Source organism: Blautia sp. LMAG:89 (assembly GCF_008679485.1).
In the GTDB taxonomy this organism is placed as follows: Bacteria; Bacillota; Clostridia; order Lachnospirales; family Lachnospiraceae; genus Blautia_A; species Blautia_A fusiformis.
The window spans coordinates 612,630-629,425 of sequence record NZ_NANC01000012.1 but is presented as its reverse complement, the minus strand read 5'-3'; the positions used below and the strand labels follow the sequence as shown (position 1 = coordinate 629,425).

Annotated in this window: 5 protein-coding genes and 1 pseudogene; all 6 read left to right on the top strand. The window is 41.0% G+C overall.

Annotated elements, in window-relative coordinates; all coding sequences use genetic code 11:
• Positions 1-37: 37 nt before the first annotated feature.
• Positions 38-2,140, top strand: a complete 2,103-nt coding sequence (locus CCC70_RS16155) for a DNA topoisomerase 3 (RefSeq protein ID WP_270652132.1) — start codon at positions 38-40, stop codon at positions 2,138-2,140.
• A complete protein-coding gene (locus CCC70_RS16150) occupies positions 2,130-8,867 on the top strand; it encodes a SpaA isopeptide-forming pilin-related protein (protein WP_270652131.1) in 6,738 nt (2,245 codons plus the stop codon). The genes CCC70_RS16155 and CCC70_RS16150 overlap by 11 nt, the downstream gene beginning before the upstream one ends.
• A gap of 121 nt (positions 8,868-8,988) precedes the next feature.
• On the top strand, positions 8,989-9,678 hold the full coding sequence (locus CCC70_RS16145) for a hypothetical protein (protein ID WP_270652130.1): 690 nt from the start codon (positions 8,989-8,991) through the stop codon (positions 9,676-9,678).
• Positions 9,679-9,830: 152 nt separating this feature from the next.
• The gene (locus tag CCC70_RS16140) at positions 9,831-10,301 is read left to right on the top strand and encodes a helix-turn-helix domain-containing protein (protein WP_270652129.1); all 471 of its coding nucleotides are present in this window, start codon (positions 9,831-9,833) and stop codon (positions 10,299-10,301) included.
• A gap of 130 nt (positions 10,302-10,431) precedes the next feature.
• Positions 10,432-10,533 carry a putative holin-like toxin gene (locus CCC70_RS16135; RefSeq protein WP_015524590.1) on the top strand — a complete coding sequence of 34 codons (102 nt, stop codon included), beginning with the start codon at positions 10,432-10,434 and terminating at the stop codon, positions 10,531-10,533.
• Between the two features lie 199 nt (positions 10,534-10,732).
• Positions 10,733-16,759: pseudogene (locus CCC70_RS16435) on the top strand (Eco57I restriction-modification methylase domain-containing protein); the annotation flags it as partial.
• Positions 16,760-16,796: the final 37 nt, after the last annotated feature.

Here is a 16,796-nt window from a genome sequence, read left to right as displayed (position 1 = left end):
TTAATTACAGCGACAGGTGCAGAAAGGAGATAGAAAATTGCAGCTTGTAATTGCGGAAAAACCCAGCGTAGCCAGAAACATTGCGAAGGTGCTTCATGCCACAAACGTAAAAGATGGCTACCTGGAAGGAAAAGAGTATCTGGTTTCCTGGTGTATTGGGCATTTGATTGAACTGGCCAGTGCAGATCAGTACCGGGATGACTGGAAAGCATGGAGATATGAGACACTTCCCATGATCCCGGAGAATTGGAAATATCAGATTAAAGAAAGTACCAAAGGGCAGTTTCAGATTTTAAAGGAACTGCTTCACAGAGCAGATGTCACAGAAATTATATGTGCAACAGATGCAGGAAGAGAAGGGGAGTTGATTTTCCGTCTGGTATATAACCAGGCAGAATGTAAACTTCCCTTTAAAAGACTGTGGATTTCTTCCATGGAGGAAAAAGCAATTCTGGAAGGATTTCAGCAGATGAAAGATGGACATGAATATGATAATCTTTATTATTCTGCGGTGGCGAGAAGTGAAGCAGACTGGCTGGTGGGAATTAATGCCACCAGACTGTTTACGGTGCTGTACCACCATCGGTTGATTGTAGGACGAGTGCAGACACCTACACTTGCAATGCTGGTGGAACGGGAAAAGAGCATCGAGAACTTCCAGAAAGAGAAGTATTATCTGGTTCATCTTCTGATGGATGGATTGGATGCTGTAAGCAACCGGATAAAAGAGAAAAGTGCTGCCGTTCAGATGATGGAGGATATGAAGGATGAAACTGCACAGATTCTTTCAGTAAAGAAAGAGAAGAAAAAGGTACAGCCGCCGAAATTATATGATCTGACCACATTACAGAGGGAAGCAAATCGTCTTCTTGGATTTACGGCACAGCAAACCTTGGACTATACCCAAAGCCTTTATGAGAAGAAACTGGTGACGTATCCAAGGACGGATAGCCAATATCTTACAGATGATATGGGAGAAAATGCGTTTTTGGTTATTGATGCGGTAAATAGAGTATTTCCAGAAATATCAATGAAGGGTTCGGAACCAGAGATAAAAAGACTTTTAAACAGCAAAAAGGTATCAGATCATCATGCAATTATACCAACGGTAGAAATTGCAAACACGGATTTAAAAGCACTTCCAGGTGGAGAAAAAGAAATTCTCATGCTGATTGCATCAAAGTTATTATGTGCATCGGAACAGGAATACATATATGAGAGTATTAAGACTGAAATTTCCTGTCATGGAGAACTGTTTACTGCATCTGGAAAGAATGTTCTCCAATATGGATGGAAAGAAGTGGAAGAACGGTTCTTTAAATCATATGGGAAAAATGCAGAAAAGCCAGAAGAGGAGGAAAGTGATTTTCCAGATATAAAAATAGGACAGGTATTTGAATGTGTTGTTGTAAAATTTAGTGAACATTTTACAGCACCGCCGAAACATTATACGGAGGATACGCTCCTTAGTGCCATGGAACACGCTGGAAGCTCGGATACGATAGAAGACGCAGAGAGAAAAGGGCTTGGAACTCCGGCTACTAGGGCAGCGATTATTGAAAAACTGATTGAGAAAGGCTTTATTGAGCGTAAAAAGAAGCAGATATTACCTACAGCAGATGGAAGAAATCTGATCAGGATTCTTCCGGAAATGATCAAATCACCAAAACTTACAGCAGAATTGGAAAATGATCTGACACTGATTTCCAGAGGCCAGAAAAATGTAGAAGAATTTCTCTTCGAAATTGAAAAAATGGTTTCCAAATTGGTAAGTGATAATGGACAGCCAGTGGAAGAATACCAGAAACTATTTTCAGATGGTCGGAAAGAAATTGGAAAATGCCCTAGATGCGGCAATAAGGTTTATGTGGGAAAGAGAAATTATTATTGTTCAGGAAGTGATTGCAGTTTTACTTTATGGAAAAATAACCGATTTTTTGAGAGTCAGGGAAAAACGCTTGATGAAGCAACTGTCAGGAAGCTGCTGAGTGAGAAGCAGGTGCATTTCAAAGATCTGGTATCAGAGAAAACAAAAAGGAAGTATGAAGCAACTATAAAGATGGAGGTTTCAGAAACCGGAAATCCAAAGTTTCAGTTGATTTTCCCGGAACGGAAGAAAGGAAAAAAGAATGAAGAATAAAAAAAATATGAGAAGATTTTTGTCGGGATTCTTGGCAATGCTTACAGTGTTATCTACAATTCTATCTCCAATACTGTCCTATGCGGCAGATGTAGTGCCAGTGCCAGAAGAGCCACCGTTATACGAAGAGGTAAAAAATGAACTTGATGCAGATGAGGTGGTAAAAGCAAAAGATCTGGAACTGGAAACAGGCAGTATTTTTGAAGTGGAGAAAGATTTTACCGGACTGGAAATACCAGATGAAAAAAAGGTGAAGATCACTTTCCATGAGGCAAAAAATGAGGAAAAGCAGGACTTTACAACAGATTACGAAGATACATACAAAGCTGTTTATTATGTGGAGCCAGTAAGTGGCCACCCAATTTATCAGATCAATCGTAAGCTGATTGTAAAGGAAGCGGTGGTGCAGGTTGCTGAATCTGAGAATCAGGAATCTGTAAGCAACCAGGAAGATGAGAATGAAGCAGAAGGCGAGGAACCAGCCATAGGCACTGCAGAGAGTGAAGAACCTGTGCAGAATGAGGTAAATGTAGAAATTCCGTCAGAGGATGAAATCTATGAAGAAGTAACTCCGACAGAAATTCCGGTTGAGGAAGAGCCAATAGATACACCAATCCCGGAAAACCCGTCTGAGGAAGTTTCAACAGAAGAACCTGCCATAGATGATAATCCGGATACAGACAGCACATTTGAAGAAATTACAGATACAGATCCGGAAGAAATGCCAGAGGCGACAGACGACTCTTTTACAGATGGAACAGAGAAAACAGAAGATGCAGATGGAAATTATCAGGTAAATATTGTTCGTGGAGAGGAATTTCATATTGAGCTGAATCATGAAGATGGACAGTATCAGCCAGGAGAAACCGTTGTTTTTTCTGGAGATATGCCGCAAGGCAGCTTAATTGCAGTAGGAACAACAAAAGTACAGGCAAACCAGACAGAGAATACAGAAGATTTATTGTATTCTGAGGTGACTTATCACGAAGAATCGGATAAATTCAGTTTTGAAATGCCAGCAGATGACATTGACCTAAGTGTTTCCATGGATCAGGCAGAAAACGGTATCATGTTACTTGCAACCGATACTCCATGGGATGATGCAACAAATATTGAAGCAAATAAATATTACTATTATTCAGATGGCCAGCTTCATCCGTTTGATACAGTTATGGGACAGGGTGGAAATGACAGCTACAAATATGTTCGTTACAAAGCAGGCGGAAAGACTTATACAGTAAATGCGTATTGTATGCAGCACTCCATGCAGTCACCTCCAAGTGGGACAACATATAAAAATATGGTTGAACTGGATGAAGGCGGAGATGATAAATATTTGAGAAAAGCCTTATTCTATGGATATGGCGGTCCAGGATGGGGACATACATTCAATGGATATAATGTAAAATCCATTATGGAAAAATATGGATGCAGTTCTGAGACAAGAGCCATGCAGCATTACCTGGTTGACTATTTATATGATGGCGAATCCGGATTTGGAGGTGCGCTTTCTACAACCGCTAAAAATATGCTGAAAGAGATTAAAGCAGCTCTTGCTAAAATGCCTGATCCGACAGCAATGAAACTTCTTCCAGGACTTTCCGTTAATGCAACGGGAAAGGAAACAGAAAGTTTTACCTGGAAGGCAAATGAAGCATTTACCATTACCATTCATCTGGAAAATGGTGTGAGCCTTGTCAACGAAACTACAGGAAAGACGGCATCTGGAAATGTCACTGTAAAAGGTGGAGAGAAATTTCATCTTGTAGCTACAACAGCCAATATGGGCAGTCTGAAAGGAAAGTATGCGATCACTTCCAATTTTCCCCTGGATTTCCATGCAATGCTTTTAAAACTGGAGAGTTCACAGGACATTGGTTTTGGCTACTATACAGATTCCTCTGACCTGCAGATTACAGTTGACTGGCCGGAAGAAGCAGTTATTGAAATTACAAAGAAAGATGGAGATACTGGAAAAAATCTAGCTGGAGCCGTGTATGGGGTATATAGTGATAACGCCTGCACAAAGCTGATTGCTAAAATGCCGCCAACAGACAGCAATGGTTCTTCACGTGTAACTCTTACCAAGACACAGGATACTGTTTACTTAAAAGAGATTACAGCACCGGAAGGTTATGTTGTCCAGGCTTCTTCGTATGGAGTGAAATTAGTAGTTGGCAGTACAACCAAACAGACTGTAACGGACAAAGAGCAGAAAGGAAATCTGACCGTTTATAAAGAGGGAGAAGTTTTTGTAGGAGCTGTATCTGATGAAAATGGAACTTCATTCCAGTATGAGAAACGCCGTCAGAAAGGAGCTGTTTATAACGTATATGCTGCCGAGGATATTGTAACAGCAGGTGGAAAAACAGTTTACAAAAAAGGCGCAGAAGTAGCGAAAAATCTGATCACAGGTGAGAACGGTTCTGTAACGGTAAAGAATCTTCCGCTTGGAAGCTATAATGTAACAGAAGCACAGGCCCCGGAAAATTTTTATAATGCAAAAGAAACAAAAAAAGTAACCATTTCTTATGCAGGGCAGACTGCAGAAGCGGCTTTCTCAGAGACTACCTTTACAAATGACCGTCAGAAAGCAGTGGTGCAAGTGATAAAGAAAGACAAAGATACTGAAAATACACTATCCGGAGGGCATTTTGCTCTGTTTGCAGCGCAGGATATGAAAACTGTGGATGGAAAAGTAGCAGTAAAAAAAGATGCTCTGATTGAGACTGCAATTACTGGTACTGATGGAAAAGCAGCATTTAAAGCAGATCTTCCAGTGGGATTTTCTTATTATGTAAAAGAAGTCCAGGCTCCGGCTGGTTATGTCAGAAATGAGAAAGATACTTATTCTTTCCAGTTCAGTTATACCAATGATGAACAGGCAAAAATTTCTTTCAGTCATACTTTTGTGAATGACAGGGTCAGTGCTGCAATCTCTTTGAATAAAAAAGATGCCGAGACAAAAGAAAATAAGGCACAGGGAGATGCTTCCCTGAAAAATGCGGTGTATGGACTTTATGCAAGAAACGATATTACCCATCCAGATGGAAAAACCGGTGTTATTTATAAAGCAGGAAGCCAAATTGGTACGCTGACCACAGATAAAGAGGGAAAAGCAAGGATAGAGAATCTTTATCTTGGAGAGTATTATATCAAGGAAATTACCCCTTCCGTAGGATATCTGACAGATGAGAATGAATATGACCTTGTATGCAGTGATGAAGGTGATCTGACAGCGGTTGTAGAAAAAGAATGTATTTCGCTGGAAACTGTAAAAAAACAGCCGTTTGAACTTATTAAAGCTGCCAATAATGGAGATACAGATGCTGCATTATTATCCGGAGCTGGATTTAGTGCATATCTGGTATCTTCTTTGGTGGTAAAAGAGGATGAAAATTATGATTTTTCCTCTGCAGAGCCGGTTGTGATCGGTGAAAATGGAGCAACGGAAATTTTTACAAATGAGAAAGGCTATGTAAAATCCATTGCAATTCCATATGGAACATATCTGGTGAGAGAAACTACAACACCCCATAATTACAAACCTGTAGATGATTTTATTGTCAGGATTACAGAGAATAAACCAACAGAGCCGCAGACATGGAGAGTTCTTTTGGATAAAGAATTTTCTGCAAAACTGAAAATCATCAAACAGGATGATGAGACTAAAAAATCAGTTTTAATTCCGGGAACAGAGTTTAAAATTTATGATCTGGATCATGAAAAATATGTAGAGCAGGTAACTACATACCCGACAACCGTTACACATACCTCTTATTTCACAGATATAGACGGATATCTGATCTTGCCGCAGAATTTAAAAATCGGTCATTACAGAATCGAAGAGGTAACAGCACCGGACGGTTATACCATTAACAAAAATTATGTCGAAATACAGGTGGACACCAATACGCTGTATCAGACTGATCCGGTATCAGGTGATGCAATCATTGAAGTTGTATATGAGAATCATCCGGTGAAAGGAAAACTCACTGTACAGAAAAAAGGAGAGGTTCTTTCGACCTATAAGAATGATTTTAAGTATGAAGTTCAGAACCTTTCCGGTGCAGTATATGAAGTGTATGCTGCAGAGGATATTTATACAGCTGATTTCCAGAAAGATGACACAGGAAAAAGAATCCTGGAATATGCAAAGGGTGCAAAAGTTGCAGAACTGACAACGGATGAATCCGGAAAAGCAGATCTTGATAATCTGCCTTTAGGAGAATACAAAGTGGTAGAAAAGACTGCACCAGAGGGATTTGTATTAAATGAAGAAGAACAGAAAATTTCTTTCGTCTATGCAGACCAGGATACACCAGTGATCTCACAGAGTGCAGAGTTTATAAATGATCGCCAGAAAGTAGAAGTGTCAGTTGTGAAAAAAGATGCTGAAAATGAGAAAGGGCTTTCTGGAGCAGAGTTTGGTCTTTACGCAAAAGAGGATATAAAAGCAGGGGACAAGGTGCTGGTAAAAGCAGACGAACTGCTTACAAAAGCGGTAACAGGCGAAGATGGAAAAGCTGTTTTTGAGCAGGATCTGCCATTTGGAACTTATTATGTGAAAGAACTGGCAGCCCCAGATGGTTTTGTATCTTCGGATGAGCAGATTGAGGTGACTGCGAAATATCAGGGACAGGAAGTAAAAACAGTAAAACTGGAAACTGTTTTTAGGAATGCGCCGACAACAACTGAATTTACGAAATCAGATATTACAACAGGTGTGGAACTTGACGGAGCAACACTGACGGTTCTGGATTCAGACGGAAAAGAAGTAGAAAAATGGACTTCTGTAAAAGGAAAAGCTCATGTAATAAAAAGACTCCATGTGGGAAAAACCTACACATTTCGGGAAGAGTTTGCACCATATGGTTATCTGCAGGCAGAGGAAGTGAAAATTACAGTTTCTGATACTGCAGATGTTCAAAAAGTAGAAATGAAGGATGCTGTTCCGGTTGGACGAATCATCCTCAATAAAAAAGGTGAATTTGTCAAAGAAGTTACCTGGAAAGATATGCTGGCAGGCGGCATGGACGCAGCATTTGGCTATGTTACAGGTTCTTTGAAAGATGTTACTTTTGAAATTTATGCAGCGGAAGACATCAAGGCTGCAGATGGGGAAAGCAGTGATTATTATAAAAAGGATGAACTGGTAGCAACAATTACGACAGACGCTCTTGGATATGCAAGATCAGAAGATCTTCCTTTAGGAAAATACTATGTAAAAGAAAAAGAAACTGCAGATGGATATGTTCTGGATGGGGAAATCAGAGAGGTTGATCTGACTTATCGTGATCAGAATACTCCGGTTGTGACTTATGATGAGGACTGGCAGAATAACCGCCAGAAAGCAAAAGTAACTGTAGTTAAGAAAGAAAAAAATACAGACCGTGTTCTGGAAGGCGGAGTATTTGCACTTTATACAAAGAATGATATTTTAAATGCAGAAGGCGAAGTGATCCTGAAAGCAGATACCATGATCGAGCAGAAAACTACGGATCAGGATGGAAGAATTGTATTTACGGCAGATCTTCCAATCAATGGAAGCTATTATGTAAAAGAAGTGCAGGCTCCTGCAGGATTTGTAACAACAGAAGAAATCAAGGAATTTGATTTTACTTATGCGGGAGAAGAGGTTACAGAAGTATCCTTTGAGTTCACTTATGAAGATGAGCCAACTACTTTTGAAATCACAAAATCAGATATTACAACAGGGGAAGAATTACCAGGTGCAAAACTGAAAGTATCTGATTCAGAGGGAAACGTTGTGGATGAGTGGACATCCGGAAGCACACCACACATCATTAAGGAACTGGAAGTTGGAAAGAAATATACATTAACAGAGACAATTCCTGCTGATGGTTATGCAACTGCAGAATCCATTACGTTTGTAGTAGAAAATACTGCAGATATACAGAAAGTAGAAATGCAGGACGATACAACAAAAATTCTGATCAGTAAGGTGGATATGACAGATGGAAGCAGCGAGGTCAAAGGTGCGAAGCTGTATATCCTTAATGAAAACCAAGAAGTTATGGAAAGCTGGACGTCTGGTGATCAACCCCATTATGTGGAGAAACTTCCAATCGGTACTTATACATTATTGGAGGAAACAGCACCGAAGGGGTACATTGTGGCAAATAAAGTGACATTTGAGATTAAGGACACCGGAGATATTCAGGGAGCCAAAATGGAAGATGAACAGGCAATGGGCAAGGTGATCTTAAATAAAACAGATAAAGATACCAAGAAGCCAATGAAAGGTGTAGAATTTGCCCTTTGTGACAGTAAAGGTAAAGTTCTGGAAACTCTGGTAACAGACAGTGCCGGTCATGCAGAATCAAAGAATTATCCGATTGCGACTTTTAAGAATGGGCAGTATAAAAAAGCAATCACATATATCCTGAAAGAAACAAAAACACTGGATAGCTATCAGCTTGATGAAACAGAGCATAAGATTCAGTTTGAGTATGTCAATGACCATACTCCTGTGATTGAATATACTCTGGATCTGACAAATAAGAAAGCTCCGGAAAAAGACACTCCGGAAACATCAGAAAACCAGGGAGTCAGCACTCCTGTTTCCCATGGTTCTGATGCGACTTCTGTATCCAATTCACCAAAAACAGGAGATAACACAAATATTGCTATTTTTGTGCTGGCGCTTGCGGTATCAGCAGGATGTCTGGGAGGTGTAGTGGCAATCAGAAGAAAACATAAATAATAATAGAATAAGGTCCTGGGGCTGTAATACAGCCCCAGGGATTGTGGATAAAGTTTTACGCGCCAACGCTATTTTATGATATTATATGAATAGATGGAGCGAAACTAGGAGGTAAAAAAATATGGCTTTTTCTGAAAGAATCAAAAAAGAAATTGAGGATTATTGTAATAACCATTTAGCAGATGATTCATGGTATGAAAATGAATTTTCTTTTATTCAGGATATAGAATTACGACATCGTATTATTACGGAATTTAAGGCTATAAGATTTGCATACAAATTATATGAAGGAATAGGCGCAACTGATGCTAATTTAATGTTTGAAGTACGAAATCAGATACTTGCATATGCATCGATTTACGAAGCCGTAATAGAAAATGTTTTAACTACATATTATTATGATACAGCTGAATTTGAGTCTTTAATGCATTATACAGTTCCTGTTAGAATATCCATTCCTCAAGATAAAATGAATAAATTGCAAGATGCGTTATCGCATGATGGAAAAGAAATTGTCCCTTTTTATTATTGCAAAAAAGAGAAACAAAAACCTCAAGTTAGATTTGATGATAAATGTAGAACGGCAGAATGTTTAGGGCTTATTCATAAATTTGTCAACGACAAGCAAATTGAAATAGATTTACCCTCTGAATTAATCGAAATCTATTCGTATCGAAATGGCATTCACATTATCGCAGAACAAAGAAAAGGTATTAGCTATGAGTTGGATTTAAGCAAAAGAGCATATCGTAGGATGAGACCGTTTATAGACCAATTGAAAGAAAAACTTGAACAAGATGGAAAAATATAAAAATTTTGTGAGCTATTATTGGATTCAATTATAGTTGAAAAATGCAAGGATATATATTCATTAATGTATATTTTTGCATTTTTATTTGGAATTTTATCTGCAATTTGTAGAGATATATTTACCATGTAGATTTGTTTTTAAAGGAGAAACAAGTGAAGCTAGGAGCAAGAATAAGAAAAATCCGTATGTTTCGCAACATAACTCAAAAAGAACTGGGGCGCAGGTTAGGGTATGGAGAAAATAGTGCAGATGTGAGAATTGCCCAATATGAAAGTGGACAGCGTACACCGAAGCAGGAAACGCTTATCCGGATAGCAGAAATATTGGAAGTTGATGTCCGAAATTTTTTAAGTCCTGGAATTGCGACAATGGACGAATTAATGGAAACTTTATTCTGGATGGATGAAGAAAATAGAGGGCTTTTTCATCTGTTCCTGCTAAATGATTCAGAAAGTGAAACAGTTGGAATCACAATGAGGGATAAAAAAACAATGTCTTATCTGCAGGAATGGATGGGGAAAAAGCAGAAACTGGGCGATGGAAGAATTACAGAAGAGGAATATCTGGAATGGAAACTGCATTGGCCAGAGGATAAACAAAAAACAGAATATAAAACCGTATAAAGTAAAAAGGAATTGCTTTGCGGAGAGTTACCTGTTAGAATATTACTGGAGTAACCGTGTACAGGGTTGGTAAAAACCTCCTGGATTTTCAGATCCCGTTAAGGGATACAGAAGAAGGGAGGTGGAGCGAATGGATACATACGAAGTCTTGAGCTTATTGTTCTTAGGCGGTACGTTTCTGATTGCTTTGCTTGCCTATTTGGATAATAGGGACAACAAGCGAAAAAAATAGCCTACCCTGTCTGCCAACAGGATAGGCAGCTCTCTTTGAGAGCAAAATAAATTAAAACCTAATCCAGGAGCATCCACCTTGTGGGCGGTTACTCTTTTCAATTAGAATATAGCATTTTCTCTCCGAAAAGTAAAGTACATTTTATACAGCCAATTCTAAAAAGAGTAGGCTGTTTTTTTATTGACAGGAGGGAAGTTAAATGTCTAAACTACAGGACATACGAAACTTGGCGCAGGAACATGCCGTATCAGTAAGCAGTTCGCCAGGGAATTGGATGGATTATATGGATACAGCATCAAGATTATATCGGTATTCTTTTTCTGATCAGCTTCTGATTCATGCACAGCGTCCAGACGCAACAGCCTGTGCATCACTGGAACTATGGAATGAAAAGATGTTACGCTGGGTAAATCGTGGTGCAAGAGGAATTGCCCTGTTTGATGAAACCTGGCAGAATACCAAACTCCATTATGTGTTTGATATTTCGGATACCCACATGGTAGCCGGAGGCAGAAGCCCGTATCTTTGGAAGATGCAGGAACACCAGAGAGAAGAGATTCTCACCCATCTGGCAGAGGTCTATGCTCTGGAAGAAAAGGATACAGCAACTTTGCAGGATTCATTAATGGCAGTTGCAAGGGAAATGGTCAGTGATAATCTGGAGGAATATCTGGACGGATTGGAATATGCTGTAGAAGGTACTTATCTGGAAGATCTGGATGAGGTGACGATCCGCAGTGATTTCCGTCAGCTGGCAACAGACAGTGTTTACTATCTGCTTTCCAGGCGATGCGGACTTGACCCGATGGAACTTCTGGAAGAAGAGGACTTCATGCATATCACAGATTATAACCGCCTGTCTGTTCTCACCTTCCTTGGAAATGCAACAAGCCAGCTCAGTGAAAGTATTCTGATTGATATTGGAAAGACCGTACATAAAATTTCTCTGGAAGAAGCGAGAAAAGAGGTTGAAAATTACAATGAAAGGAATTATAATAACTTTACCACGTTAATGCGTGAAATCAAAAACCGGGATGCAGAAACGAAAAAAGAAGAAAATATTGAAAATGAAGGAGGAACCGATTATGGAACTGACATATCATCGCAAGGGAGATTACCTGTTTCCGAATCTGACCGTCGAAGAGGAAGAAGTGACGATCGGGAAATACGGGATGCTGCGGAGGACATTTCTGAAGGAACACAGGAACAGTCTTTATCAGAGCCTGTTTCTGACCGGGAAGCTGAACCGTCATCTGGAGCAGATCGAGAAAGCAGCACAGGAGAGAATGGACTGCCAGATGGAGAAATTGCTGGAGAAGAATCCGGCACCGGACAAGGAAGCAGATCCGATGGCATGGACAGCACACATGAACGCACTGATGGCAACAGCGGAAGAGAGCATCTTGACGGAATTGGTATACAGTTAGTCAAAGATACAAGAGAAGATGGATTGAGTAAAGCAGAGGAAGAGATCGCCTCTGCTTTATCTTTGCCCGAATATCCAACCGCAAATGAACAAAGACGGCAGATCGAGGAAAGGGCAGCTGCCCTTTATGCCAGAGAAATCCCGATTCCAGAGGAAGTTGTTGATGAGATCTTACGGACAGGAGGAAACCGGAAAGCCAGCCAGCTCCGGGTCATCTATAATTTCATGAGTGAACAGACACCGGAGGAATATACGGAGTTTGTGAAGCGTGAATACCGCAAAGGGGGAAAAGGCTTTCAGATTGATGGAAATGAATATTCAGTCTGGTTTGATGAAACCGGGATGCAGATCGCAGTAGGGCATACAGTTACAGACCATATCTTAGATAAGGCATTTTTATCATGGGAAGATGTCAGCGGACGTATCCATCAGCTTTTAGATCAGGGTGAATATGCACCGCAGTCTGTATTGGATGCGGCAAGAAGTAATGCAGTAAAAGAACACGCCCAGGCTCTTGCCTATATGAAAGGGGATATGGCAGAAGGAGTAGCGGAGATTGTTTTCGACGAAGAGGACTTACCACATCTTCGCAGTATCTATCCAGAGATCACGGATTATCTGGAAGAAAAATTGGAAGATCCCCAGTGGCTTTCGGAACTGGATGAAAGACTGGATGCACTGGCAGAAGCCTATGAAGAAAATCATTCCATTATGCGTTTCCATCATTATAATCCTGTAAATATCTCAAAGCAGTTTCAGAAGTTTGCGGATGAGGTCATCCCTTATCAGGCAAGGGACGGATTTGTGTGGAAAGAACATCAGATGTTTATTACGCAGGATGAGATAGATTCTTTTCTCGCAAGGGGTGGCCCTTATTCAAAAGATAGGCTCAAAACGTATTCTTTTTATCTGTTAAATGAAAATGAAAAATCCAGAACAGATTTTGTTAAAGAAAAGTATGGAGCTAATAAAAGGATTCATGCACTGCCTGATGTAGATGATTTTTATGTAAATTATGACAGGAAAGGACTGCTTCTTGCAAGAGGTGATGATAATAGCCCATATGCTTCAATTTCATTATCTTGGAAGAAAGTTGCCAATAGAATATCCTATTTGATAAGGAATGACCAGTTCCTGCAGGCAGAAGATTATGTTCATATGCCAGAATATGAACGGGAACAGATGGCGAATAAGATACTTAGTTTTTATGCTCGTCTTCCGGAAGGAATAGACAGACCATTTACCAATGACTTTTTTGGGGCTGTGTCGAGAGCAGAATTGATGGCAGTGTTGGAAAGAACAGAGCAGACAGAGGAACTGTTACAGAAGATGGATGCAGCATTGGCAGCTTTGTCATTAGATTTTGAGGCGTATGGGACAAACTATCAGCAGAAAACAGAACTTCTTTCAGAACTCCACCAGTATGCAGAAGGAACCTATACGATATTTCCGACACCGGAAGCAGAACCGTCTTTTGTGGAACCATCCGGGCACCAGATGACCATGTTTGATTTCTTAGATACGAAGGCAGTGGCAGAACCGACCGTAGTAGATATGTCAGATGTGGAGAAAATAGAAGAGGAAGAGGTTACTGCCGAAGAATCTATTCTGAAAAGTCAGGAACAGGAAAAAGCTGTGTTAGAACCACATAACTTCCGTATCCAGGATAATGACCTTGGGGCAGGCGGTCCGAAAGTAAAGTATAAGGCAAATATGGAAGCCATCCATTTGTTACAGACTTTGGAGAAAGAAGAACGTCTGGCAGCACCCGAAGAACAGGAAATCTTATCCCGTTATGTTGGCTGGGGTGGCATCCCACAGGCATTTGAGGAGAATAACAGTAGCTGGGCGAATGAGTATCTGGAATTAAAGAATACCTTATCGCCAGAAGAATACAGTGCAGCAAGGGCATCGACCTTAAATGCTTTTTATACATCCCCGACCGTGATCCGAAGTATGTATGAAGCACTGGAAAATATGGGACTGAAACAGGAAAATATCCTGGAACCATCGTGTGGAGTCGGTAACTTTATGGGACTGATTCCGGAGAGTATGGGCAAAGCCAATATGTATGGTGTGGAACTCGACCCGGTTTCGGGCAGGATCGCAAAACAGCTTTACCAGAAAAACAAGATTGCCGTGCAGGGATTTGAGGAAACCAGTTATCCGGACAACTTTTTTGATTGCGTGATAGGTAATGTTCCATTTGGGGCGTATCAGGTCAGTGACCGCAGATATGACCGGCATCATTTTATGATCCATGATTATTTTATTGCAAAATCTCTTGATCTGGTCCGTCCGGGCGGTGTAGTTGCAGTGGTAACTTCCAGTGGAACGATGGATAAGCAGAACCCGGCAGTGAGACAGTATATCGCAAACCGGGCAGAACTGCTTGGAGCCATCCGATTACCGAATAATGCGTTCCAGAGAAATGCCAATACCAGCGTTGTTTCTGATATTCTGTTTTTCCAGAAAAGGGACAGGGCATCCATTGAGGAACCGGAATGGTTAAATTTAAAGGAAACACCGGAAGGCTATTCAGTCAATGCTTATTTTGCAGAGCATCCGGAAATGGTGCTTGGTGAGTTTACTACAGAAAGTACCCAGTATGGAAAGCAGGAAGTGACCGTAAAACCAAAAGAAGGAATTACCTTAGAAGAACAATTAAAAGAAGCTGTCCAGAATATCCATGGCACGATCACGGAACTGGAACTTTCGGATACAGAGCTGGAGGAGGATGTTGTCTTTATACCGGCAGACCCGGATGTAAAGAATTTCAGTTTTACCGTAGTGAATGAGGAAGTCTATTACCGGGAAAATTCTGTGATGAACCGCATGGTGCTTCCGGCAATGACAGCGGAACGTGTCAAAGGGATGGTGAAGATCCGTGATGTTACGAATGAACTGATCCGGTGTCAGATGGAAGAGGGAAGCGATGAGCAGATCACAAAGCTGCAGGAAAAACTCAATGAAGAATATGATATCTTTACAGCAAAATATGGTCTTATCAGCAGCAATGCCAATAAGAGGGCATTCAGTCAGGACAGCAGCTATTGTCTTTTGACTTCTCTGGAATTTCTGGATGATAAGGGAGAACTGAAACGGAAAGCGGATATTTTTACCAAAAGGACGATCCGCAGGGCAGAAACGGTAACTTCCGTGGATACTGCCAGTGAAGCACTTGTGGTTTGCATTGGTGAGAGGGCAGGCGTTGACCTTTCCTATATGGCACAGCTTTCAGGGAAAACAGAAGAGGAGCTTACAGAAGAACTGGCAGGGGTGATCTTTAAGAATCCGATCGGTGAAAAATGGGAGCCGTCGGACGAATATCTTTCTGGAAATGTGAGGGAGAAACTGCAGATCGCAAAACAGTTTGCAGAAGATCACCCGGAATATCAGGTGAATGTGCAGTATTTGGAGCAGGTACAGCCAAAAGATCTGGATGCATCAGAGATTGAAGCAAGACTTGGGGCAACCTGGATCTCCGAGGATTACATTACACGGTTCATGGCAGAAACATTCCATACACCAAGATATTATGTAGGGAGCAAGGTCAAAGTCCAGTATGCCGAAGTGACCGGACAGTGGAATGTTATGGGAAAAAATGTGGACAGCTACGGAAATGCCCTTGTTACTTCCACATATGGAACACAGAGAGCCAATGCCTACCGCCTTTTGGAAGATGCCTTAAACCTTAGAGATACCAAGATTTATGACACGGTACAGGATGCCGATGGGGAACACCAGGAATTAAATCGGAAGGAAACGATGCTGGCACAGCAGAAGCAGGAGCTGATCAAAGAGGAATTTAAGGAGTGGATATTTAAAGACCTGCACCGACGGGAAGATCTCTGTAAAATTTATAATGAACGATTTAACAGCATCCGTCCACGGGAATATGATGGAAGCCATATTCAGTTTGTCGGCATGAACCCGGAGATCACCTTGATGCCGCATCAGAAAAACGCAGTGGCTCATGTGCTGTATGGAAATAATACGTTACTGGCTCATTGCGTAGGAGCAGGAAAGACGTTCCAGATGATCGCAGCCGGTATGGAATCAAAACGGCTGGGACTCTCACAAAAGAATCTTTATGTTGTGCCAAACCATCTGACCGAGCAGTGGGGCAGTGATTTCCTACGTCTCTATCCGGGAGCAAATATCCTGGTGGCAACGAAGAAAGACTTTGAGCCGGCAAACCGAAAACGGTTCTGTTCCCGTATTGCGACAGGGGATTATGATGCCGTGATCATCGGCCATACGCAGTTTGAGAAAATCCCTCTTTCAAGAGAACGGCAGATTGCCATGCTGGAAGATCAGATCGCAGATATTACGTTTTCCATTGAAGAAGCGGCACATCAGGCAGGGCAGAATTATACCATCAAGCAGTTGGAAAAAACAAAGAAGAGTCTGCAGGCGAGGATGAAGAAACTCAATGACCAGACCAGAAAGGATGATGTAGTAACTTTTGAGCAGTTGGGTGTAGACCGGCTGTTTGTGGATGAGAGCCATAGTTTTAAGAACCTTTTTTTGTATACAAAAATGCGGAATGTGGCGGGTATCTCACAGACGGATGCACAGAAAAGTTCGGATATGTTTATGAAATGCCGGTATATGGATGAACTGACAGGCGGCAGAGGAATCACCTTTGCTACAGGTACTCCTGTATCAAATAGTATGACCGAGCTTTACACTATCATGCGTTATCTCCAGTATGACACACTCATGCGTATGGGTATGGGACACTTTGATTCCTGGGCGGCAACGTTTGGGGAGACAGTAACCGCAATCGAGTTCGCTCAAGTATTATAGGCATATGGAAGCAATTTTAATTCCA